This window comes from Pseudomonas hefeiensis (genome assembly GCF_030687835.1).
Taxonomy (GTDB): domain Bacteria; phylum Pseudomonadota; class Gammaproteobacteria; order Pseudomonadales; family Pseudomonadaceae; genus Aquipseudomonas; species Aquipseudomonas hefeiensis.
Genome location: NZ_CP117449.1, coordinates 1,170,136 through 1,194,420, shown reverse-complemented (window position 1 = coordinate 1,194,420; position 24,285 = coordinate 1,170,136). Strand labels below are relative to the sequence as shown.

The following is a 24,285-nucleotide window of genomic DNA, read 5'->3' as shown; positions in this document are numbered from 1 at the left end:
TTGCACTTACCGGTTCGCTATGAGCATCTGCTTGGACTGAACTTTGCGAACCCTCGTCTTTGAAAAAACCGTGACCGACGCGTTCGAGCGATTGAACAGAGAGATTTTCCTGCCGGGGGAATAGCTTTCGATCGAAGCAGCCCCCTGGGTGCTCTGGTGAAAAATCTTCCAGGCACCAGCTCCACGGTCAAATTTCATAAAAGCGAAAGCGGTGATGACCTCTTCCGTTTGACCCCTGGTGTTCAAGGCATAGCCGTAATCCATGTATTCCATCATCGCGCCAAGCCCTAGCCCATGTTCTCTGCCAGGTAAATCATTGTATTCGGCGCTTTCCTTACCGCCTTGGACATGGCGAACACGGAGCACATTGTCGTTGAGCTGATCCACCGTCAGTGAACAACCGCTGAACCCTGGGGTGAACACGTAGTCGGGATGGCTCCGACCGGGGTCTACCGGTATGTCTACATAGCCGCCTTGAGGCGCCCAGAAGGCCAATATTGCGTTGTTTTTTTCGGGGATATTCCGCGGATTTTCCACAACTCTCAGGGCATTAAGTGCTCCACTACTTGCTCCGGAATAGGTGAGTTTTTCCATCGTGAACAGGAGCTTGGCCCCGCCTTGTCTGTTGTTCAATTCAGAAGAAATGTTATGCGCGGTATTCAACAACTGGGTGGTGACTTCGACCCTGTTGAGTTCGGTTTCGGTTAGCGCGTTATGGATACTGGTCGTCTTTGCGGCGGCAGGCAGATTTCGCTGTAGAGTTCCGATATCAACAGGCTGTGCCCCTGGGATGTTTCGTTCAGCACCCACCGCAATCACCGGACTCCACAATCCGTTGGACAGTTTTTTCCTGGTAACGGCGCCATCGTCATCGATAAAACTGACCGAGTTGTTCCGGGTCATCCAGTACAGGTTCAGACCATCTACAGCCCCGGCCGGATCCGGATTGAGCCAGCGCTGCAAGCCAGGCATGTAGTAGCGATAGCCGTAGTAATAGAACCCCGTCGCATCCCGTTCCTTACCTGAATAACGCACCGTCTTGTAGCCCACCTCGACCACGTCCTCCCCAGCCAGATAAGCCGTTTCGCCAAAAGGATAATAATGCTCCCGGCTGATGACCCGCCCATCCTGGGCAAGCTCCAGTCCGACCGAGCCCAAATGATCGGCAACGCTGTATCGATAGCAGTCGTTCTCGCCGGTCGGCGGCGCGCTTTCCCAATGCAACACCCGAACATCGCTGAGCCCGCCCTGGGCAGTGATCACTTGCAGCGCCTCGCCCGTGCCGCTGTCGGCGCGCAGTTCCAGCCCCGGCAAATAACGGACCTCGGCGGCGAGCGTGCGAGCACCGGTCTGAAGCGTGCGCAACTTGCGCACACGTTGCCCGCCGCCGTCGTAGATATAAGCCTCACTGTCATTAAGGCCCGAAGCGCGTTCGATGGTCGTGACCGAGCCAAGCTGGTTACGCAAGTCCCACGCCAGGAACCGTCCCGCGTCCAGCTCCAGGCAATTGCCCCGCGCATCGAACGCCGCGGCAATTTCGTCCTCGGTGGGCGGCACGCCATTGCGGTACGGCAGGCAGCGATTGCTATAGCGCGCAGCTTGGATTTCCCGACCATGGCTTTGTGCCCCGACGTGGACCAGCGCCAACAGATTGCCGCCTTCGTCGTAGCGGTAGGTCTGCTGGTAATTGCTAACCGCCGCCGGGTCGTTGTGCCTCAGCGAGTCGGGCCCTTGGTTCACCGAGCCCGCCTCCCAACCGGTGGCTTCGATCAGTTGATAGAGACTGTCGTAGACAAAGCGACTGATCGGGTCGATGCGCTGGTTGGCAAAGTAGCGGAATGCCAGGGCTGCGTCCTCGATGCTCAACACGTTGCCCATCGGGTCATAAACGTAGCGCAAGTGTTGCAGTACCTGGCCGGAACGCAGGGCTTGGCGCTCTGCCAGGCGCCCGTCTTCAGGGCTGTAGATAAGGGTGGTTTGCACGCCGTTGCCGGCTGTTTCCCCCTCGATCTGTCCAAGGGCATCGTAGCGAATATCACTCACCAGCGTCTGCCAATCGCCCTGCCCCGCCAATAGCAGTTGGCTGCCGGACAGCCGGCCATCGAGCGTAAGGTGTTGGCGTTGTCGATTTCCCCGGGCGTCGACTTGCTCCAGCACATCGCTCAGCGGCCCCACACGCCACGTCGAAACGGCACCGCTTCCAGGCTCAATGAGTTGTTCGCGATCGGATACCGGCTCCGGCCAATCGGGCAAAGCCGCATCGAAGATGTAACGGCGGTCCTGCATGAGGTTTCGCCCGGTCAAGGCAAACGACGCCAGTAACAACGTACCCGCTGTGTCGTCGTGACGGATCAGCTGGCCATACTGGTTGTGGTTCTGATCGCCCTGCCCCGGATAACCATACTTCAGACGCTCGACACATCGGCGCGGTTGCCCGGCGCCCTGTTCGAGCACCACCACGGGACGGAGCAAGTCGTCGTAGACCACCTCGCGATGCATCCCTCGGCCGTCCCACGCCCGCAAGCCCTCACCGGCGAGTCCTGGTAAATCGATCTGCATGCCCGCATCGACGCTATCGGTACGCAGCGCGGCAGCGGATAGCGAATAAACCGTCGAAAGGTTGGCCGGTGCCGACTGATCGTCTTGTTGTAAGAACCACAATCGAGGATCCCATTGTTTTGCCAAACGGCCGGCGGCCTCAAAAAGATTGCGGGTGATGCGCTGTTGCGTGGGTCCGTTCTCGATGTTGCGCCAATAGTCGACCGAACGAACCGGTAAATTCCTTGGGTCAAAGGCCATCAGCCTCGGGGTTCGCTGATCCATGCCCATCTCATCAGGCCTCTTGGTTGTGGCACCGCTGCGTCGTACCCGGCATCTAACAAGGGCAAGCAACCCTTGCCTACTGTCAGATATGACAGTGGCGACCGGTGGCCCGAGACGGATGAATATCCACGGCCCGTCCCCTCCGGTAGGATGGGGTGACGGTAACGGAGGCTTCAACCATGCTTATCGGCGTCTTGCTGGTCATCACCTGGCTCATCCTGCTGCTGCGCTATCCGGCCAAGGCGCTGCCAGTGTCCCTGGCGGCGTTCGTCGGGCTGGGGCTGGTGGCCGCGTGGGTACTCTGGGAGGACAGCCGCGAAACCCGACAACTGGCGCGTCTGGATCTGCGTGTCACTTACGCCCCCGAACGCTGCCCGGCCGACCGTCCGTTGTTGCTGACCATGACAAATGGCAACGATGTACCGCTGATCGAACTGCGCTGGCGGATCGCGGCCTACGCACCCGGCGATACCATCAACCTGGCCGACAATCAGTACACCGCACCGCGTTATCGCGGCCCTGGTGAGTTGCAGCCCGGCGCTGACTGGCAAGACTGCCTGTCCCTGCCACCGCTGCGTCCTGGCTATCGTCCACAAACCCTGGAGTTTCGCGCCGAACGATTGCAAGGCAACTTCTCCAACTGATCCCCTCCCACTGTTTGCATAAGGAATGGCCATGCCCGTTGCGTTGATTACCGGATGTTCCAGCGGCATCGGCCGCGCCCTCGCCGATGCCTTCAAGGCCGCCGGCTATCAAGTATGGGCCAGTGCACGCAAGGATGAGGACGTGGCGCTGCTCAGCGCTGCCGGGTTCACCGCCGTACAACTGGACGTCAATGACGGCCAGGCCTTGGAACAGTTGAGCGAACGCATCAACCAGCAACACGGCGGCCTTGATGTGCTGATCAACAATGCCGGTTACGGCGCCATGGGACCGTTATTGGACGGTGGCGTACCGGCCATGCAGCGCCAGTTCGAAACCAACGTGTTCGCCATCGTCGGAGTGACCCGCGCACTGTTCCCGGTGCTGCGCCGAGCCAAGGGATTGGTGGTGAACATCGGCAGCGTTTCCGGCGTGCTGGTGACGCCATTTGCTGGTGCCTATTGCGCCTCGAAGGCGGCGGTGCATGCCTTGAGCGATGCATTGCGCATGGAACTGGCGCCGTTCGGCATCCGCGTGATGGAAGTCCAGCCCGGTGCGATCGCCTCCAGCTTCGCCAAAAATGCCGGCCATGAAGCCGAGCAACTGATCAGCGAACAGTCACCCTGGTGGCCTCTGCGCGACGGCATCCGCAGCCGTGCCAAGGCCTCCCAGGACAACCCGACCCTGGCCAGCGATTTTGCCGCAGGACTGCTCAAGGCCGTGCAGCAACCCAGCCCCCCGCGCCTGCTGCGCCTGGGCAATGGCAGCCGGGTGTTGCCGATGATGGCCGGTTTGCTGCCCAAGGGGTTGCTGGAAAAAGGCTTGATGAAGCGGTTCGGGCTAGGTGGGTCGTTGTAAGTACCGGAGGAGTAACAGGCATTGCTTCTGTGGCGAGGGGATTGGGGGCGAACGCAAAACGCATCTCCGGCGAAGATCCAATGTGGGAGCGGGCTTGCTCGCGAAGACGTCGGCACAGTCAATATCAGTGCAAGCTGAACTACCGCTTTCGCGAGCAAGCCCGCTCCCACAGGGGATCTGTGGTGTGTATCAAATCTCACCATCAACCCACTGATGCGATGCCTCAGAGCACGGCATGAGGTTCGACCACGACCGTGCAGGTCATCCCCGCCGCCAGCAGCACGCCCTCTGGCACTTCGTCGATATGGATCCGCACCGGCACCCGCTGCGCCAGACGAACCCAGTTGAAGGTCGGGTTCACATCGGCGATCAACTCGCGGCTTTCGGGGTTGTCACGGTCGTAGATGCCGCGCGAGATGCTTTGCACATGCCCCTTGAGCACCTCACCGCTCATCAACTGCAATTGCGCCGAATCACCGACCCGCACCTTGGGCAACTTGGTTTCTTCGAAGAAGCCGTAGACCCAGAACGAATTCATGTCCACCACGGCCATTTTCGCCTCGCCGATGCGCGCATAGTCGCCCCGATGCACGTTGAGGTTGGTGACGTAACCGTCCACCGCCGCGCGGACCTGGGTACGCGCGAGATTCAGCTCGGCGGCTTCCAGTTGTGCCCGGGCGTACTGGTAATCGGCCAGGGCCGAGTCGGCAATGTTACTGGCGTCGTCACGGTTTTCCCGGGAGATCACCAGGCTGTCCAGGTCGGCACGCCGATGAGCGTTGACCTTGCGCATTTCCCAGGTCGCCTTGCGCGAGGCCACCAAAGAGCGAGCCTGTTTCACCGCAATGCGGTAATGCTCAGGGTCGATGCGCATCAGCAGCTCGCCCTTTTTTACCAACTGGTTATCACGCACCGGCACCTCGACCACCTCACCGCTGACATCGGCGGCGACGTTGATGATATCGGCGCGTACCCGACCATCACGGGTCCACGGAGTGTTCATGTAATGCACCCACAACGCCCGGCCGATCCACAGGGCAAGGGCAAGCACCAACAGCGTCGCAAGCAGGCTGAAAAACTTTTTCATCGCATTGATCTCAACGGTAGACCGTCAGCGCCAGCGCGCCAAACAAGCAGGTAAACAGACTCAGGCGCAGCAGCGCCGGGTGCCAGAAGAAGCGGTACAGGTCCAGCCCGGACAAAAAACGGTCCAGGGCCCAAGCCAGGGCGGCGGCGATGAAAAACATCAGGGTCATGGTGGGCATGTACACGCCATGGAAGGCGATTTCACGAGGCATGTTCAGGTTCCTGGGGCAGCGGCCTGACGTAGGCCGCCAATGGCGATTGCGGGTCCAAAAGCGAAGTACGGATGAAATGCAGATAGCTTTTCACCCGGCGCAGGGCCGAGGTGTCGAAATGCGGGGCGAAGGGTTCGTCACTGGCCTGTACGCGGCTGATGGCGTGGTCGACCGCCAGCAGGGCGCGCTCCAGATTGCTCTGGCCGGGCTGGCGGAACAGCCGCACCAGCGCCCGCCCCATCACGCGGATCGCCTGGCGCCACGGCTGGCTTGGGGCATAGGCCGGATGCACCGGCAAGATCGCCTGTTCCTTGCGCAATTCGATAATCGCGTGGCCGACCTCCAGTACCACGAACATCCAGCGCAACAGATCCCGCTGTACCCGAGGCTGCCCCGCAGCCAGCCCATAAGCCTGATGCAGCAAGTCCCGGGTGCGACTTTCAAAACCCGAAGCCAGGCCCTTGAGCCGGCCGCTGATGGCAAACACCACCTGCTCGCGCAGGTCTTGTTCGAGTCGGCGCCACAACCAGCGGCTGTTGGGCGGCAGAATGATTGCCCCGGCGGCGGCGCATACCAGCATGCCAAGGATCATCGCGAGGTAATCGTTGATGAAGGTGTAGGGGTTGTAGACCGTCAGGTTGTCGGGCACCGAGCCTGTGCAGAAAAAGATCAGCAGCCCCAGCCCGACCCCGGCGTATTGCGGTCGCGAGCTGAGGAATGAGCCCAACATGATCACCGGCGCCAACATCACGCAGAGCAAGGGAAAGCCGTCGATCAGTGGGAAGATGAAAAACATCTCGACGAAACCGATCAAGGCCCCGAACAGCGTGCCACACGCCATCTGGAACGCCATGCGTTTGGGGTTGGGCGTGGCAGCCGACAAGCCCATCGTGGCGGCGGCAATCATCGTCATGGTCGCGCCACTCGGCCAGGCCGTGGCGACCCAATAGCTGCCCAGTACCAGCAGGATGAACGCTGCCCGAAACCCCGACGCCGCAGCCGCCAGACCGTTGGTCTGCGGTATGAAAGGTTCGTCCCATCGCTCGCGTTCGTGGCGATGATTCGCCAGCGACGCATGGGTCTGGGCGTAGCCGTGCAAGTCATCGACGAAGCGATACAGCAGCTCGTAGGCGGTGTGGAAGTCCAGCCGTTGCGCTTCGCTCGGATCTGTTTCTTCGAACACCCCACGCAGCCTGCGGACCTGTGCCGGCAAATCGGCTTTATAGGTTGCCAGCTCCGCCGCCAGGCGCGCAGCATCTTCATCGGTCAGGGCGCGGGCGCTAAAACCGTCCAGCAACTCGGCCAGCGTTTGCAAACCCGGTTTGATGGCATGCACCACCTGTTCGGCCCGGCGGCTACGCAAACGCTCGAGCAACTGGTGCAAGGCGTTGAATCGGGTGGTGATGCCCATGAATTCGCTGTTCAAGCGACTGAGCCGACCGTTGCGCCGACGCATGTGCGGGTCTTCGAACACCGTCACGCTACGCAGGCTTTCCAGGCCGACGGCTTCGGCAATGAAGCCGACGTTACGCGCCTCGAATACCTCGCGTTTACTGCGCCCACGCAAGCCATCCGTGACAAACAGGGCAAACACTCCAAAGCGTTGGTACAGGGCGTTGCGCATGGCGGCGCTGGCGGTTTGCGGCAGGATCGCGGCGCTGATCAGGGTCGCGCAGAGAATCCCCAGGGAAATCTCCAGCACACGCCAGACCGCCGCCATGAACGCGCCTTCCGGATGAGCCAGGGCCGGCAGACCAATCATGGCCGCGGTGTAGCCGGCCAGCACAAAACCATAGGCCCGGAAGTTGCGATAACGCGCCGCGCCCGCTGAACAGACGCCGACCCAGATCGCCAGGCTGCCCAAGAACAACTCAGTGCTCTGGGCAAACAAAGCAATCAGCGCCACCATCACCGCCGAGCCCGCCAGGGTGCCGAGCAAGCGATAGAAACTCTTGGCGAACACCTGCCCGCTCTGGGGCTGCATGACGATAAACACCGTGATCATGGCCGTGCGTGGTTGCGGCAGCTCCAGGCGCATCGCCAGCCACAACGTCAGGAACGCGGCAAGCAGCACTTTGAAAATGTAGACCCAGGTCACCCCGTCGCTGCGGGCCCATTCAAAGAAACCACGGCGCCATTCCAGACGGTGCAGCCAGCGTGCGGGGATAAGTAAAGACGTCACAAAAGGCCTACTCAGCATCGTGGCGAGGGGTGTCGTTGCCGGCTTCCAGCCCACCGCCCAACGCCGTCACCAGGTCGGCATGGGTCGTCAGGCGCGCCGCCTCCACTTGCTGCTGCACCTGTTGCTGCTTGAACAACAGGCTTTGGGCGTTGAGCACGTTGAGGTAGTCGGTGAGTCCGCGCTGGAACGCAACCATCGCGATGTCGTAGGTGCGTTGCGCGGCCGCCACCGACTCAGCAGCGAAGACGTGTTGCTTGTCCATGGACTCACGGCGGATCAACTGATCGGAAATGCTCTTGAGCGCATCGACCAGCGTCTGGTTATAGCGGGCCACGGCGATGTCATAACCGGCCGCCGCCTGCCCGAGCTGTGAACGCAGGCGCCCACCGTCGAAAATCGGCAGTGTGATGGCCGGTCCGACGCTGTAGTTGAGTTTCTTGCCGGTCAAGAACTCCAGCGCCCCGCCACCGGTCGCCATGTAGCCGATACTGCCCAGCAGATCGACATTGGGATAAAACCCGGCACGCGCGACATCGATGCCCCGCGCCTGAGCGGCCACTTGCCAACGTCCGGCCACCACGTCCGGACGCTGGCCAAGCAGTTCGGCGGGCAATGCCGATGGCAGCTTCAAGGGCGCACCGAGGGCCAGGGTCGGACGCTGCAGTCGCGCCCCCTCTCCTGGCCCTTTGCCCGCCAGCGCCGCCAATTGATTGCGGCTCAAGGCGATGGCTTCGTCGAGGGCGTCGAGTTGCCGATGGGTCTCGGGCAATGGCGCCTGGGCCTGGCTGACTTCGAAATGGGTGCCGATGCCGCCGTCCAGACGCTTTTGCGCCAGGTCGAGAATCTGCTCCTGTTGATGGAGGGTCGCCACGGCGATATCGCGCTGGGCGTAGTGCAACGAGAACTGGACATAGGCGCGCACGATGTTGTTCTGCAACTCCAACTGCGCCTGCCGCGCCTCGGCTACGCTGACATGGGCCAGGTCGACGGCCCGCTCACTGGCGTTGCGCTCGCGGCCCCACAGGTCCAGGGCATAGCTCAAGCCCAGGCCCGCGTTATTGTCCCAAGTGGTGGTATCGGCCAACTCGCCAGGGCCATAGAACTGATCGCTGGGCCAGTTGTGGCGCTTGAGGGTCGCCTGACCATTGATCTGTAGCGACTCGGCAGCCTCGACGACACCGGCCATGGCCTTGGCCTGCCGCACGCGCGCGGCGGCCAGGGCCAGGCTCGGGCTGTCATGCACGGCCAGGTCAATCCAGCGATCCAGTTGCCGGTCGCCATAGGCATTCCACCACTGGCGACTGGGCCAGTGGGCATCGCGGGCAGCCTCGCGGATCGCTTCATCGGTGGCCAGTTGATTGGCCGACAATGCCTGGCCTTGCGGCGCAATCCCTCCCGTGCCGAGGCAACCGCTGATGGTTAACGTTAAAAGCCAAACACTGAGAGTCTTCAGCTCTCTGCTGATGCAACGCGGCACTTGCGCAAAATTCCTGAGATGGGGGGTGTGAAGAGTCGGGAGGATGCATGCCTGATGACGCACCTGTGGGAGCGAGCCTGCTCGCGATAGCGTCCAGGCAGACACATTGAGGGGAATGTGATGCCGCCATCGCGAGCAGGCTCGCTCCCACAGTAATCAGCGATCCAGGATTGGCCGCAATTCTAGGCAACCCACCGAACGGCGATAAGCCGACCTTTCTGCGAATCTTTGTTACCGTTACTGCGATAATCCATTAGTCGGGGTCGGCTGCACTGTAACTTCGTGTCACAATTTGCCACCGCCCAAGAGAGCCCTCCATGGACACTTTGCAAAACATGCGTGCGTTCAGTTGTGTTGCCGAAGCTGGCAGTTTCACTGCCGCCGCCGCGCAACTCGATACCACCACAGCCAACGTGTCGCGCGCGGTTTCCAACCTGGAAGCCCATCTGCAAACCCGCCTGCTCAACCGCACCACCCGCCGCATCGCCCTGACTGAGGCTGGCAAACGCTATCTGCTGCGTTGCGAGCAGATCCTGGCGTATGTCGAGGAGGCTGAAGCCGAGGCCAGCGACGCCCATGCGCGTCCCGCTGGACAGCTGAAGGTGCATACCATGACCGGCATTGGCCAACATTTCGTGATTGACGCCATCGCCCGCTATCGTAAAACCCATCCGGACGTGACCTTCGACCTGACCCTGGCCAACCGCGTGCCGGACATCCTGGACGAGGGATACGACGTCTCCATCGTGCTGGCCAGCGAATTGCCAGACTCGGGCTTTGTCTCCCAGCGCCTGGGAATCACCTACAGCATCGTCTGCGCATCACCTGCCTACGTGAAAGCCAGCGGCTGCCCGCAAAAACCCGGCGATCTGCTCAACCACGCCTGCCTGCGCCTGGTCAGCCCGGTCATTCCGCTGGAGAAATGGGTATTTGACGGCCCCGAAGGCCAAGAGATGGTCACCATCAACAACTCACCGTTCCTGGTGAATTCCGCCGATGCCATGAAAACCGCGATTACCAGTGGCATGGGCGTGGGCGTGTTGCCGGTCTACGCCGCCATCGAAGGCCTGCGCAACGGCACGCTAGTGCGGGTCATGCCCAACTATCGCTCCCAGGAACTGAACCTCTACGCCATCTATCCTTCGCGCCAGTATCTGGATGCGAAGATCAAGACCTGGGTGGAGTATCTGCGCGGTTCGCTGCCGGAAATCCTCGCGGCGCACCAGGCCGAACTGACGGCTTATGAGTTGAGTGGAAGTCTGGCCGGTGCACGGGTCGCGAACTGATTTCGCGCCCGTGCTCCAAGGGCAATACTCAGCGCTTGCCCATCGATCGACGTGTGCCGGGAGGCGCGGCGCCAGGGGTCTTGGTGTGACCGTTCTTCGCGCCGTTCTTGTACCAAGGCTGCTGCCCGGCCCCTTTGGCCGCAGCCAGGTCACCAGGCTTGAACGGAAACTTGAAGGTCGGGATCGCGTTGACGCTCTCGCCGCTGGAAACATCGCTGTCGAGCCGGTCGGCCTGTTCGCCGTTCGGATGTTCGTCCGCGGGCGAAGGTGTTGGGGAAGTCATGTAAAGCTCCGGGTAATGCGTGCGAGTCGGGCCCGGAGAGCGAGCCGCGAAAGCCGGCAGTATACCCGCCCGACACCGGCGCGCGCAGGGCGGATTCAATCAGCCCTCCACTCGTCTGACAGTAAGTCGGGACAAAACTGACAAGCCCGTCAGTTAGGCGTCACCTTCCTGACCCCCTCGCAACGCTATATAAGAAAGATAAGAATCCCTCCGTCCTGAACCGGCCTCCCACATCCATGCACATCCAGAAAAAAACCGTCCTGCTCGTCGTGCTCCTGGTCGCCCTGGCGGCTCTGGCCTTCTGGTATGTCATGAAGCCCGTCACCGCCAAATCCGGTGCCCCCGTGGCCGTTCCGGTAAGGGTTGTCAGCGTGGTGCAAAAGGATGTGCCGCGCTTTGCCAGTGGCATCGGCACGGTGCTATCGCTGCACAGCGTGGTGATCCGCCCGCAGATCGACGGCATCCTCACCCGACTGCTGGTCAAGGAAGGGCAACAGGTCAAGAAGGACGACCTGCTGGCGACCATCGACGACCGTTCCATCCGCGCCAGCCTCGACCAGGCCAGGGCCCAGCTCGGTGAGAGCCAGGCACAACTGGCGGTGGCCCAGATCAATCTCAAACGCTACAAATTGCTCAGTGTCGACGACGGCGTATCGAAGCAGACCTACGATCAGCAACAGGCGCTGGTCAATCAGCTCAAGGCCACCGCCCAAGGTAATCAGGCGGCCATCGATGCCGCCCAGGTGCAGTTGTCCTACACCCGGATCCGCTCCCCGGTAACCGGTCGCGTCGGCATCCGCAACGTGGACGAAGGTAACTTCCTGCGCACCAGCGACACGGACGGCCTGTTCACCGTGACCCAGATCGACCCTATCGCGGTGGAGTTCGCCTTGCCCCAACAAATGCTGCCCACCTTGCAACGGTTGATGGCCGCACCCGAGCAAGCGCTGGTCCAGGCCTACATAGGCGCCGATGGTACCTCCGGCGAAATGCTCGGCGAGGGCCGCCTGAGCCTGATCGACAACCAGATCAATGCCAACACCGGCACCCTGCGGGCCAAGGCTGAATTCAGCAACGCCGCGCAACGGCTGTGGCCAGGGCAGTTGGTGACGTTGAAGATCCAGACCGCCCTCGACAAGAACGCCCTGGTGGTGCCGCCGACCGTGGTTCAGCGCGGCCTGGAGCACCCTTTCGTGTACCGGATCAAGGGTGACCAGGTAGAGAACGTACCGGTGGTGATGGTGTATCAGGACAGCGACCTGCACATCATAAAAGGGGTGAGCGCGGGTGATCAGTTGGTGAGCGACGGTCAGTCACGGCTCAAGCCGGGCACCCGCATCCAGGTGCTCGGTGACCCAGTGGCCCAGGCCAATGTGTCGGAACCAAAACCATGAAGGGCCGCGGTTCAGTTTCGGCGTGGTGCATCGACCACCCCATCGCCACGGTATTGTTGACGTTCGCCCTGATACTGCTGGGATTGATCGCCTTTCCTCGCCTGCCTGTCGCGCCATTGCCTGAAGCGGAATTCCCGACCATCCAGGTCAGGGCTCTGTTGCCCGGTGCCAGCCCCGAAACCATGGCTTCGTCGGTGGCGACCCCGCTGGAAGTACAATTCAGCGCCATCCCCGGCATTACCCAGATGACCTCCAGCAGTGCCCTGGGCTCGACCAACCTGACTTTGCAATTCAGCCTCGACAAAAGCATCGACACCGCCGCCCAGGAAGTGCAGGCGGCCATCAATACCGCCGCTGGCAAACTGCCCCAGGACATGCCAAACCTGCCCACTTGGCGCAAAGTCAACCCGGCCGACAGCCCGGTGTTGATCCTCAGCATCAGCTCCAGCCTGATGCCCGGCACCGAACTGAGCGACTACGTCGAAACCCTGCTCGCCCGCCAAATCAGCCAAATCGATGGCGTAGGACAAATCTACATTACCGGTCAGCAACGTCCGGCGATCCGGGTGCAGGCCTCAGCGGACCGACTCGCAGCCATCGGTCTGACCCTGGCCGACATCCGCGTGGCGCTCCAGCAGGCCAGCCTCAACCTGGCCAAGGGGGCGCTTTATGGCGAGTCGAGCGTTTCCACCCTGTCCACCAACGATCAGTTGTTCCAGCCCGAGGAATATGGCGAGTTGATCGTGTCCTACAAGGATGGGGCACCGGTTCATCTCAAGGACGTCGCCAAAGTCATCAACGGTTCGGAAGACGCCTACATTCAGGCCTGGTCCGACGAGCAGCCGGGGCTCAACCTGGTGATCTTCCGTCAGCCGGGGGCGAACATCGTCGACACCGTCGACCGCATCCAGGCCGCCTTGCCCACGCTGGAGGCCATGCTGCCCGCCGCTGTGCAGGTCAACATGCTGAACGACCGTACCCAGACCATCCGCGCTTCGCTGCATGAGGTGGAGATCACCTTGCTGATCGCGGTGCTGCTGGTGGTGGCAGTGATGGCGCTGTTCCTGCGCCAGCTCTCGGCGACCCTGATTGTCTCGGCGGTACTGGGCGTGTCACTGATCGCCAGTTTCGCCCTGATGTATGTGATGGGTTTCAGCCTGAACAACCTGACCCTGGTGGCCATCGTGATCTCGGTGGGATTCGTGGTGGATGATGCGATCGTAGTGGTGGAGAACATCCACCGGCACCTGGAGGCCGGCGAGGGCATGCGTGAGGCGGCGATCAAGGGCGCCGGCGAAATCGGCTTCACGGTGATTTCCATCAGCTTCTCGCTGATCGCCGCGTTCATCCCGTTGCTCTTCATGGGCGGCGTGGTTGGGCGTCTGTTCAAGGAGTTTGCCCTGACCGCCACCTCGACCATCCTGATTTCGGTAGTGGTGTCCCTGACCCTGGCACCGACCCTGGCCGCGCTGTTCATGCGCGCGCCGGTGCATCATGCCCACAGCAAGCGAAGTTTCGGCGAGCGCCTGCTGGGCGGGTATGAACGGATACTGCGTCGGGCCCTGGCCCACCAGAGGCTGATGATCGGCGTGTTCGGTGTGACCCTGGCGCTGGCAGTGGCGGGCTACGTGTTCATTCCCAAGGGATTCTTCCCGGTACAAGACACCGGCCTGGTGCTTGGCACCAGTGAAGCCGCCGCCGATGTGTCGTTCCCCGACATGGTCGCCAAACACAAGGCCCTGGCCGCGATCGTCGCCGCCGACCCGGCGGTGCAGACCTTTTCTCATGCCGTCGGCGTCTCGGGTTCCAACCAGACCATCGCCAATGGGCGCTTCTGGATCGCCCTCAAGCCCCGGGATCAGCGCGACGTATCGGCCAGCGGCTTCATCGACCGGATCCGCCCCAAACTGCTGGGCATTCCCGGCGTGGTGCTGTACCTGAGGGCCGGGCAGGACATCAACCTCAGTTCCGGTCCGAGCCGCGCCCAGTATCAATACGTGCTCAAGAGCAACGACGGCCCGACGCTCAACACCTGGACACAAAAACTCACCGACAGGCTGCGCGGCAACCCCGCGTTCCGGGACGTCTCCAACGATCTGCAACTGGGCGGCAGCATCACCCACATCAACATCGACCGCAGCGCGGCGGCGCGCTTTGGCCTCACCGCCAGCGATGTCGACCAGGCCCTGTACGACGCCTTCGGCCAGCGGCAGATCAACGAATTCCAGACTGAGACCAATCAATACAACGTGATCCTGGAGCTCGACACCGCGCAACGCGGCAAGGCCGAGAGCCTGGCGTATTTCTATCTGCGCTCACCGCTCAGCGGTGAGATGGTCCCGCTTTCAGCCCTGGCCCGCTTCGATGCGCCGACCAACGGCCCGCTGTCCATTGCCCACGACGGCATGTTCCCTGCCGCCAACCTGTCATTCAACCTCGCGCCTGGCGTGGCGCTGGGGGATGCGGTGCGCATGCTCGACCAGGCCAAGAACGAGATCGGCATGCCGGCCTCCATCACCGGCAACTTCCAGGGCGCGGCCCAGGCGTTCCAAAGCTCCCTGGCCAGCCAGCCGTGGCTGATCCTCGCCGCGCTGTTGGCGGTGTACATCATCCTCGGCGTGCTCTACGAGAGTTTTGTGCACCCGCTAACGATCATCTCCACCCTGCCCTCGGCCGGCCTCGGCGCGCTGGTCATGCTGTGGTTGCTGGGCCAGGATTTTTCGATCATGGCGCTGATCGGGCTGGTGCTGCTGATCGGCATCGTCAAGAAAAACGGCATCCTGATGATCGACTTCGCCCTCGACGCCCAGCGCAAGGGAGGGTTGACGCCCCAGGAAGCGATTTTCCAGGCGTGCCTGACCCGGTTTCGCCCGATCATCATGACGACCCTCGCCGCTCTGCTCGGCGCCCTGCCGCTGATGCTCGGCTCCGGTCCCGGCGCGGAACTGCGCCAGCCGCTGGGCATTGCGGTGGTCGGCGGCCTGCTGGTGAGCCAGGCGCTGACGCTGTTCACCACACCGGTCATATACTTATGGCTGGAGCGACTGTTCCATCGGCCCGTCCAGCAGCCCGGACCCGCGCCGACGGCGGCGCTGGCAACCACAGACTGAGGCGGGGCCATGCGCGTTCTGATCATCGAAGATGAAGAAAAAACCGCGGATTATCTGCATCGCGGCCTGACCGAACAGGGCTACACCGTGGACGTGGCGCCGGACGGCGTCGAGGGGCTGCACCTGGCGCTGGAAAGCGATTACGCAGTGATCGTGCTAGACGTGATGCTGCCAGGCCTGGACGGCTTCGGCGTGCTGCGTGCCCTGCGCGCCCGCAAGCAGACGCCGGTGATCATGCTCACCGCCCGCGAACGGGTCGAAGACCGCATCAGGGGCCTGCGCGACGGCGCCGATGACTACCTGGGAAAACCGTTTTCCTTCCTGGAACTGGTGGCCCGCCTGCAAGCCCTGACCCGCCGCAGCGGCAGCCATGAACCGGTGCAGGTCAGCATCGCCGACCTGTGGGTCGACCTGATCAGCCGCAAAGCCACCCGCTCAGGCCAACGCCTGGACCTGACCGCCAAGGAATTTTCGCTGCTCAGCGTCCTGGCGCGCCGCCAGGGCGAAATACTGTCGAAAACCGCCATTGCCGAGATGGTCTGGGACATCAACTTCGACAGCGACGCCAACGTGGTGGAAGTGGCGATCAAACGCCTGCGAGCCAAGCTCGACGGGCCGTTTGAACAGAAATTGCTGCACACGATTCGCGGGATGGGTTATGTACTGGAGAGCAGAGAATGACTTTGCCCGACAGTATCGCCCTGCGCCTGAGCGGCATGTTCACGCTGGTGGCGGCATTGGTGTTCCTGTTGATCGGCGGGGCCTTGTACCAGCAAGTCGAAAAGGGCCTGGGCCTGTTGCCGGAAGCCGAACTCGATGCGCGCTACAGCGTGCTCGAGTCCACGGTTGGCCGCTACGGCACGCCCGAGCACTGGGTAAAAATCAATAACAAGCTGCGGTTGCTGGGCGAGGAAGACAAGCGCATCCACTTCTGGATCGTCAGCGGCGATCCGCGCTTTGAATATGGCAGCCCCGATCCGCAGATCCGCGCCTTCGCCGAAGGTCCGCTGGGCAAGCGCGACCTGAAACTGACGGAGCAGCAATACCCGATGAAAGTGCTCGTGAGCCAGTTCCCGGCCAAGGACCAGCGTCCACCGCTGCGCTTCATGATCGGCATCGACACCCTGACGTTCTACCAGACCCAGCACCATTTGCTGGTGGCGTTGGTGAGCCTGGCGATTGTCGGGGTGATCCTGGCTTCCCTGCTGGGCTACTGGGTGGCGCGCATCGGTCTCAAGCCGCTGATCAGGCTGTCCGATGAAGCCCAACGCCTGACCCCGCCCCGCCTGTCCGGGCGCTTGCAGATGTCACCTTTGCCGCCGGAGCTCAGTCAGTTCGTCAGTTCCTTCAACGCCACCCTCGACCGGGTCGAACAGGCGTATTCACGGTTGGAGTCGTTCAACGCCGATGTCGCCCATGAACTGCGCTCGCCCCTGACCAACCTGATCGGCCAGACCCAGGTGGCGCTGACCCGTGGGCGCTCGGCCGAGCATTACTTCGAGGTGCTGCAATCGAATCTCGAAGAGCTGGAGCGACTGCGCTCGATCATCAACGACATGCTGTTCCTCGCCAGCGCCGACCAGGGCAGCAAAGCCACCAAACTCACCAGCACCTCCCTGGCCGGTGAAGTAGCGACCACCCTCGACTACCTGGACTTCATCCTCGAAGACGCTCAGGTCCAGGTCCGGGTCAGCGGCGATGCCCAGGCCAAGATCGAGATCGCTCATCTGCGCCGGGCGCTGATCAACTTGCTGAGCAACGCGGTGCAACACACCGCGCCAGGGCAAGTCATCGAGGTGTGCATTGAAGCCCTTGGCGACCAAGTCAGCCTCGGCGTCACCAACCCAGGAGAACCGATTACCGACGAACACCTGCCGCGCCTGTTCGAACGGTTCTACCGGGTGGATGCTTCCCGCAGCAACAGTGGGGCCAACCATGGCCTGGGACTGGCCATCGTCAAGGCAATCGCACTGATGCATGGCGGGGATGTATTCGTACGCAGTGACCACGGAGCCAATACCTTCGGAATCCGTTTGCCGGCTTGAAATAAGCCATTAGGTGGATTGCCCTATTTGGGCGGTCCACGCACAATCCTGCAAAAGGCCAGCATTTGTCTGATACCGGTCAGTTGCCCAGGATTTACACGATGAGCAGCCCTGGGGCGGATCGCCATATGACAATGCAGACATCGGAACCATGAGTGTGAGTAGTGCGACACCCGGCATCACCCCGTTTTCGATACGCTCGGAACGGGTACTGATAGTTGCCAGCTCGCTGGTTGTATTGACCATTCTGAGTATCGTGAGCTTTCTGCTGATCCGCGAACACACCAGCGCCCGACAGGAGGCGACACGTGCGGCGAACAATATCGTTCAATTGATCGACGCCGACGTGCTGCGCAATGTCGAACTGTACCAACTGTCGCTGCAAGGCCTGATCAGCGCTACCAAACGCGACGACATGGAAGACGTTTCTCCGACAATTCGCCACTTGGCCCTGTTCGACCGCTCCACCGCCGCGCCCTATAAAGGCGAAATATTGCTATTGGACAAACACGGAGATGTGATCGCCGACTCTGCCTCGATCGAACCGCGCAAAGGCAATTATGCCGATCGGGAGTATTTCAAGCCCCACGTCCATGACCCAAGCCTGGGCATGAAGATCAGCCGTCCGTTCCGCTCCAGAGGTGCAGAGCAGGACTGGCGCATCAGTTTCAGCCATCGGCTGAGTAATGAACGAGGCGAGTTTTTAGGGGTAGCCGAGGCGGCGATGCGCTTGAGTTACTTCAGCCAGCTGTTCAAGAGCCTAAACATCGGTCATGGCGGCTCGGTCAACCTGGTCAGCAGCGACGGTTTTCTATTGGCACAGGAACCGCCCTTGGCCGAAGACCTGATCGGCAAGGATTTCAGCAAACGAGCGAACTTCATGCGCATCCTGCGCGAAGGCAACGGCAGCTTCACCAGTGTCTCCAGCCTTGATCAGGCGCAGCGCCTGTACACGTTTTCCCAAGTCGGCGACTTGCCGTTGATCGTGGTGGTGGCGCTCTCCTCCGATGAGGTCTTCGCCTCATGGAAACGCACGGCGCTGCTGGTCAGCGGGGCTACGGGGGCATTGTGCATCGGCTTGCTCTGGCTCACCTGGCTGCTGCGTCATGAACTGAGGCGGCGCCACCATGCCGAGCGGGAACTGGCGCAACTGGCGTCCGTCGACTCGCTGACGGGCCTGGCCAACCGCCGGACCCTGGACGAGACGCTGCAACAGGAATGGCTGCGGGCCCAGCGCTCGGGCCAACCGCTGTCAGTCATGATGATTGATGCCGATCACTTCAAGGCATTCAACGATCGTCATGGCCACCAAAGTGGTGATGAGGCCTTGCGCACCCTGGCGCAGCTGATCGGCAGGCATGTCCGTCGACCGGCCGACCTGGCAGCGCGTTACGGTGGTGAGGAGTTCTCGGTGGTACTGCCGGAAACCACCACCGCTGGCGCCTTTACCATGGCCCAGAACGTTCGTGAGGCGGTGGAGCAACTGCCGCCGGCCCGCGACGGCGATGCTCCCATGACAGTCAGCATCGGCATTGCCACTTGGGCCCAAGGGCCGTATGGCGACCTCGAACAACTCATGTTCGCTGCCGACAAGGCGCTATACCAGGCCAAGGCCAGTGGGCGTAATCGTGTGGTTTGCGCGATGTAATGCCCTCAGCCTCTGTGGCTGTTTTTTTATAGCGCTTGGTTGGTGTGTATATCCGTTATTTCGGTAACGGCGGCTTAGGGTTCCGCCCTGACGGCGGCTCACTTTCGAAAAGCCGGAAGCCGGCCCAGGCAAAAGTAACCAAAGCGCTTGTGCCCCACCCCTTGGTGCCTCGCCTAGGCTCGGCATGCCTGAACGCAGGCATTGCTCCGTGGGCAGCCGCGAAGGGCCCGCGGCTAACCCGAGTCGGCCTGATAGCCGATCTGGTTCCTGGTGAGACCGCGTCTCCCCTGTGGGAGCGGGCTTGCTCGCGAAAGCAGTATCACAGTCGATGAAGATGCTGAATGTGCTGGCCTCTTCGCGAGCAAGCCCGCTCCCACAGTGGTTCTGTGTTGAATATAAGTTTTGTGTCCGCTGAAGATTGAATATGGGAGCGAGCTGCTCGCGATGGCGGTGGTTCAGTCACATGGAAGTTGAGCTGACTGGCCCCATCGCGAGCAAGCTTTGCTCCCACAGGTCTGATGGGTTGGCTATAAGGCCGCCTCGCTACGGACGTTGATCTCGGCGCCCCGTTAACCACGATGGCCGACCGGCTCCCGGCTTTTCAAAAGTGAGCCGCCGTCAGGGCGCAACCCTAAGCAACCGTTACCACAGCAACGGATATGTAACCCAACCAGCCCAACCCAAAAAACAGCATTACCCCTTATCGCCACAGACGTCCCAGAAAACAGCCATAAAAAAAGGCCACCCGAAGGCAGCCTTTAAAAACTAGAGAGGTTTTTATGCTTACACGGCCGCTACAGGGCGCATGTAAGAGATTGGTGCGGTGCTGGCGTCTTCGAACGTCACGACTTCCCAAGCATCTTTCTGCTCAATCAACTTGCGCAGCAGCTGGTTGTTCAGCGCGTGGCCGGACTTGAAGCCCTTGAACTCACCAATCAGGCTATTGCCCAGCAGGTAGAGGTCGCCGATTGCATCGAGAATCTTGTGCTTGACGAATTCATCTTCATAACGAAGGCCGTCCTCGTTCAACACGCCATCGGAATCGACCACGATCGCGTTTTCAACACTGCCGCCGAGTGCGAGGTTGTGCTTGCGCAGGTACTCGATGTCACTCATGAAACCAAAGGTACGGGCGCGGCTGACTTCTTTTACGAACGAAGTGCTGGAAAAATCCACGCTTGCACTCTGGGTGCGGTCACGGAAAACCGGGTGATCGAAATCGATCTCGAAGCTCACCTTGAAACCTTCGAAAGGGACGAAAGTGGCGCGTTTGTCGCCATCTTCTACTGTCACTTCCCGCAGGATACGGATGAACTTCTTGGCTGCGTCCTGCTCTTCCAGGCCAGCCGATTGAATCAGGAATACGAAGGGTCCGGCACTGCCATCCATGATCGGGACTTCGGACGCGGAGAGCTCGACGTAGGCGTTATCGATGCCCAGGCCAGCCATGGCCGAGAGCAAATGCTCCACCGTGTCCACTTTGGTGTCACCGTTGACCAGTGTGGTCGACATAGTGGTTTCACCAACGTTTTCCGCGCGAGCAGGAATCTGCACCACAGGGTCGAGGTCGGCACGACAAAACACGATGCCGGTATCGATAGGCGCGGGTTTGAGGGTCAGGTAGACCTTCTCACCGGAGTGCAAGCCGACACCTGTGGCACGGATAATATTCTTCAGGGTGCGTTGTTTAATCATGGCATGGGCCGCTTCAGCGCAAATTGCGAACTGGTATCAACAAAGGCTGGCGATAATAGCAGACCAGACCTTTGCTGAACACCAATCACCCGTATCCCCCTGATACATTTCATCAATCGGCCTGACGACGCAGGAATGCCGGGATGTCCAGGTAATCCAGATCGTCTTGCGGATTCATCTTCGCGGCAGTCGCAGCACCGGCCTGGGCCTGGTTGCGCATGACGGTCGGACGGTCCAGGTCACGGTAGTTCACCGCGGGTGCGTCCTGACGGGAAGACACTTGTTGTTGCGGTTGCGAAGCCATGGAGGTGTGAACGGTATTGTCGATGACCTTCACAGGTTTCTCGATTTTCGCGCCCAGACCGGTGGCAACCACGGTAACGTGCAACTCGTCGCGCATGTCCGGATCGATAACGGTACCGACCTTGACCATCGCGTGCTCGGAAGCGAAGGCTTCGATGATGCTACCCACGTCGGAGTACTCACCCAGGGACAGGTCAGGGCCGGCGGTGATGTTCACCAGGATGCCGCGTGCACCTTGCAGGTTCACGTCTTCGAGCAACGGGTTGCGAATGGCCGCTTCGGTGGCCTCGCGTGCACGGTTCGGACCGCTGGCGCAGCCAGTGCCCATCATCGCCATGCCCATTTCGCTCATGACAGTCCGTACGTCGGCAAAGTCGACGTTGATCATGCCCGGACGCTTGATGATGTCGGAGATACCGCGAACGGCACCGGCCAGTACATCGTCAGCCTTGGCGAAAGCCGACAAGAGGCTGGCGTCTTTACCGAGGATGGTCAGCAGCTTCTCGTTGGGAATGGTGATCAACGAGTCGACGCTTTCAGACAACAGACGGATACCTTCGTCGGCGATCTGCATGCGCTTGCGGCCTTCGAACGGGAACGGACGAGTCACCACCGCAACGGTGAGGATCCCCATTTCCTTGGCCACTTCGGCAATGATCGGCGCCGCACCGGTACCGGTACCGCCGCCCATGCCCGTGGTGATGAACACCATGTTGGTGCCCTGCAGGACTTCGGCAATGCGTTCGCGGTCTTCGAGAGCGGCCTGACGACCGACTTCAGGGTTGGCGCCAGCGCCCAGACCTTTGGTCACGCCGGTGCCCAGTTGCAGGATGGTCCGCGCGCCGATGGATTTCAGCGCCTGGGCATCAGTGTTGGCGCAGATGAATTCAACGCCTTCAATGTTGCTCTTGACCATGTGGTTGACAGCGTTGCCGCCGCCACCGCCGACTCCGATTACTTTGATAACCGGGCTAGCGGGGATGTTGTCTACGAGTTCAAACATTTTCCCTCTCCTTACATTCTCTAGTTTTTTCGCCTACTGCGTTTGTTGCATCTTCCCGCGCCAGGCCTGAAACCTGACACCTGAAGTTTTAAATCTTTAGAAGTTGCCTTTGACCCAAGCCTGGAGCCGCTCGAACAGCGGTGCCTTCGGCTCGTCGCTGTTGTAGCTGTCGCGGCTACCGATGCCCGAGAACGAAACCCCGTCGGACTGCTTCTGCAGGCCGTACATCAACAGGCCAACGCCGGTGGAGTAAATCGGGTTGCGCACCACGTCATCCAGGCCCTTGACACCATGGGGCACGCCCAGGCGCACCGGCATGTGGAAAATCTCTTCGGCCAGTTCGACCGCGCCTTCCATCTTCGACGTGCCGCCGGTCAGCACGATGCCGGCCGGGATCAGGTCTTCGTAGCCACTGCGACGCAGCTCAGCCTGGATCAGCGTGAACAGTTCGTCGTAACGCGGCTCGACCACTTCGGCCAAAGCCTGGCGGGACAACTCGCGCGGAGGACGCTCACCAACGCTTGGCACTTTGATGGTTTCACCGGCACCGGCCAGTTTCGCCAGGGCGCAGGCGTAGCGGATCTTGATTTCTTCGGCGTACTGGGTCGGCGTGCGCAAGGCCATGGCGATGTCATTGGTCACCTGGTCACCGGCAATCGGGATCACCGCCGTGTGGCGGATGGCGCCTTCGGTGAAGATCGCGATGTCGGTGGTGCCGCCGCCGATGTCCACCAGGCACACGCCCAGTTCCTTCTCGTCGTCGGTCAGTACCGAGTAGGCCGAGGCCAGTTGCTCGAGGATGATGTCGTCGATTTCCAGGCCGCAACGGCGCACGCATTTCTCGATGTTCTGCGCAGCGTTCACGGCACAGGTCACCACGTGGACCTTGGCTTCCAGGCGCACGCCGGACATGCCCAGGGGCTCACGCACGCCTTCCTGGTTATCGATCACGTAGTCCTGCGGCAGGGTGTGCAACACACGCTGGTCGGCCGGGATCGCCACGGCCTGCGCCGCGTCGAGCACACGCTCAAGGTCAGCGGAGCTGACTTCACGGTCTCGAATCGCCACGATGCCGTGGGAGTTCAGGCTGCGAATGTGATTGCCCGCCACGCCGACGAACGCCGAGTGGATCCGGCAACCGGCCATCAGCTGCGCCTCTTCGATGGCGCGCTGGATCGATTGCACGGTGGACTCGATGTTCACCACCACGCCTTTTTTCAAGCCACGGGACGGATGGGTACCGATCCCGACGATGACCAGCGTGCCGTCGTCCGCGACCTCGCCTACCAGCGCAACCACCTTGGAAGTGCCGATATCCAGACCGACGATCATTTTTCCGCTTTGCACGTTTGCCATGGGTCCTGCCTCTTCTTAATTCTTCGCGACGGCGGGTTCGGCCGTCGTGGGCGCTACAGGTTCCCGCCAGCCAACAGCCAGGCCGTTGGCGTAGCGCAGATCGATGCGCGCAATGTTCGTAATCTGGTCTTTGAGCGTCTTGTCATAGATGGCAATGAAGCGGCGCATCTTTTCCACCTGGTTGCCGCGCCCGAGCAGCAGCTCGATGCCCGGCCCCGAGCTGCCTGCGCCAGTGGTCAGGAACCAGCTGCCGCGCTCACGCAACTCCAGGCGCGCGATGGAGAAGCCCAGCGGCCGCAACATCTGACTCAACACCTGGTACTGCTGCATGACTTTCTGCTGGGCCCGCTGAGGGCCGAACAGTTGTGGTAAATGTTCGTAGTTGGCCAGCTCCCGCGGCGTGAACGCCTGGCCCTGGTTGTTCAACAGCGACTCGTCACCCCAGCGGGCCACGGGCAGTTGTTCTTCCAGACGGATCGATACCTGGTCAGGCCATACCCGCCGTACTTCGGCATGGGCGATCCAGGGCATCTGCTCCAGTTCCTTGCGCATGCCTGCCAGGTCGATGGTGAAGAAGCTCGACGCCACAAATGGGGCGATCCGCTGCTGCACCGCTTGCTGGCTGATGTAGCTCAGGTCGCCCTGGACGCTGATCCGCGCGATCGGCCGGTCCGCGTAGGGCAACAGCCGCTGGGCCCCTTCATACGTACCGAACCCCAACGCCACCAACAGCACCGGCCAGAACAGACTCTTGAGAAAACCAAAGTTGGCTTTCGGCAGGCGCGCCGACATCGGCTCTTTGGCCACCATTCGGCTGGCGCCCCGCGGCACCGGCTTGCGACCGGGTGCGGATGGCTGATGACGAAGCGATGCGCCTTGCAT

At 61.3% G+C, this 24,285-nt stretch carries 18 protein-coding genes; 8 read left to right on the top strand and 10 right to left on the bottom strand.

Annotation, left to right across the window (positions count from 1 at the left end; genetic code table 11):
* Positions 1-6: 6 nt before the first annotated feature.
* On the bottom strand, positions 7-2,829 hold the full coding sequence (locus PSH57_RS05160; RefSeq protein ID WP_305388167.1) for an RHS repeat domain-containing protein: 2,823 nt from the start codon (positions 2,827-2,829) through the stop codon (positions 7-9).
* A 173-nt stretch (positions 2,830-3,002) separates the two neighbouring features.
* On the opposite strand from PSH57_RS05160, the gene PSH57_RS05155 reads away from it, so the two are divergent.
* Both PSH57_RS05155 and PSH57_RS05150 read left to right on the top strand, forming a co-directional pair.
* On the top strand, positions 3,003-3,467 hold the full coding sequence (locus PSH57_RS05155; protein WP_305388166.1) for a multidrug transporter: 465 nt from the start codon (positions 3,003-3,005) through the stop codon (positions 3,465-3,467).
* A 31-nt stretch (positions 3,468-3,498) separates the two neighbouring features.
* The gene (locus tag PSH57_RS05150; protein WP_305388165.1) at positions 3,499-4,323 is read left to right on the top strand and encodes an SDR family oxidoreductase; all 825 of its coding nucleotides are present in this window, start codon (positions 3,499-3,501) and stop codon (positions 4,321-4,323) included.
* A 223-nt stretch (positions 4,324-4,546) separates the two neighbouring features.
* Here PSH57_RS05150 and PSH57_RS05145 read toward each other — a convergent pair whose 3' ends face one another.
* From PSH57_RS05145 to PSH57_RS05130, 4 genes are read right to left on the bottom strand one after another with little or no spacing between them, the layout of a single operon-like run.
* Complete coding sequence (locus PSH57_RS05145; RefSeq protein ID WP_305388164.1) at positions 4,547-5,410, bottom strand: efflux RND transporter periplasmic adaptor subunit; 864 nt, start codon at positions 5,408-5,410, stop codon at positions 4,547-4,549.
* A 10-nt stretch (positions 5,411-5,420) separates the two neighbouring features.
* Positions 5,421-5,621, bottom strand: coding sequence for a DUF1656 domain-containing protein (locus PSH57_RS05140; RefSeq protein ID WP_024617598.1), 201 nt, complete (start codon positions 5,619-5,621; stop codon positions 5,421-5,423).
* Positions 5,611-7,803, bottom strand: a complete 2,193-nt coding sequence (locus PSH57_RS05135; protein ID WP_305416396.1) for an FUSC family protein — start codon at positions 7,801-7,803, stop codon at positions 5,611-5,613. Before PSH57_RS05135 ends, PSH57_RS05140 begins: the two co-directional genes overlap by 11 nt.
* Positions 7,804-7,810: 7 nt before the next feature.
* Positions 7,811-9,280: an efflux transporter outer membrane subunit gene (locus tag PSH57_RS05130; protein WP_305388163.1), complete on the bottom strand. Its 1,470-nt coding sequence runs from the start codon at positions 9,278-9,280 to the stop codon at positions 7,811-7,813.
* Between the two features lie 317 nt (positions 9,281-9,597).
* On the opposite strand from PSH57_RS05130, the gene PSH57_RS05125 reads away from it, so the two are divergent.
* A complete protein-coding gene (locus tag PSH57_RS05125) occupies positions 9,598-10,566 on the top strand; it encodes a LysR family transcriptional regulator (RefSeq protein WP_305388162.1) in 969 nt (322 codons plus the stop codon).
* A 28-nt stretch (positions 10,567-10,594) separates the two neighbouring features.
* Here PSH57_RS05125 and PSH57_RS05120 read toward each other — a convergent pair whose 3' ends face one another.
* Complete coding sequence (locus tag PSH57_RS05120) at positions 10,595-10,849, bottom strand: hypothetical protein (protein WP_305388161.1); 255 nt, start codon at positions 10,847-10,849, stop codon at positions 10,595-10,597.
* A gap of 236 nt (positions 10,850-11,085) precedes the next feature.
* Between PSH57_RS05120 and PSH57_RS05115 the strand changes: the two genes are divergently transcribed.
* From PSH57_RS05115 to PSH57_RS05095, 5 genes are all read left to right on the top strand, one after another.
* Positions 11,086-12,243, top strand: a complete 1,158-nt coding sequence (locus tag PSH57_RS05115) for an efflux RND transporter periplasmic adaptor subunit (RefSeq protein ID WP_305388159.1) — start codon at positions 11,086-11,088, stop codon at positions 12,241-12,243.
* Positions 12,240-15,353 carry a multidrug efflux RND transporter permease subunit gene (locus PSH57_RS05110; RefSeq protein WP_305388158.1) on the top strand — a complete coding sequence of 1,038 codons (3,114 nt, stop codon included), beginning with the start codon at positions 12,240-12,242 and terminating at the stop codon, positions 15,351-15,353. The genes PSH57_RS05115 and PSH57_RS05110 overlap by 4 nt, the downstream gene beginning before the upstream one ends.
* Before the next feature lie 9 nt (positions 15,354-15,362).
* The gene (locus PSH57_RS05105; protein WP_305388157.1) at positions 15,363-16,034 is read left to right on the top strand and encodes a heavy metal response regulator transcription factor; all 672 of its coding nucleotides are present in this window, start codon (positions 15,363-15,365) and stop codon (positions 16,032-16,034) included.
* Positions 16,031-17,398 (top strand): heavy metal sensor histidine kinase, encoded by a 1,368-nt coding sequence (locus tag PSH57_RS05100; RefSeq protein ID WP_305388156.1) that lies wholly within the window; start codon positions 16,031-16,033, stop codon positions 17,396-17,398. The genes PSH57_RS05105 and PSH57_RS05100 overlap by 4 nt, the downstream gene beginning before the upstream one ends.
* Positions 17,399-17,549: 151 nt before the next feature.
* Positions 17,550-19,046, top strand: coding sequence for a sensor domain-containing diguanylate cyclase (locus PSH57_RS05095; protein WP_305388155.1), 1,497 nt, complete (start codon positions 17,550-17,552; stop codon positions 19,044-19,046).
* Positions 19,047-19,829: 783 nt separating this feature from the next.
* On the opposite strand, the gene lpxC is transcribed toward PSH57_RS05095, so the two are convergent.
* The 4 genes from lpxC to PSH57_RS05075 all read right to left on the bottom strand — a co-directional run bounded on the left by lpxC (position 19,830) and on the right by PSH57_RS05075 (position 24,285).
* On the bottom strand, positions 19,830-20,741 hold the full coding sequence (gene lpxC, locus PSH57_RS05090) for a UDP-3-O-acyl-N-acetylglucosamine deacetylase (RefSeq protein WP_003178240.1): 912 nt from the start codon (positions 20,739-20,741) through the stop codon (positions 19,830-19,832).
* Positions 20,742-20,853: 112 nt separating this feature from the next.
* A complete protein-coding gene (gene ftsZ / locus PSH57_RS05085) occupies positions 20,854-22,047 on the bottom strand; it encodes a cell division protein FtsZ (protein WP_305388153.1) in 1,194 nt (397 codons plus the stop codon).
* A 96-nt stretch (positions 22,048-22,143) separates the two neighbouring features.
* Complete coding sequence (gene ftsA, locus PSH57_RS05080; protein WP_076383614.1) at positions 22,144-23,403, bottom strand: cell division protein FtsA; 1,260 nt, start codon at positions 23,401-23,403, stop codon at positions 22,144-22,146.
* Positions 23,404-23,418: 15 nt separating this feature from the next.
* A complete protein-coding gene (locus PSH57_RS05075) occupies positions 23,419-24,285 on the bottom strand; it encodes a cell division protein FtsQ/DivIB (protein ID WP_305388152.1) in 867 nt (288 codons plus the stop codon).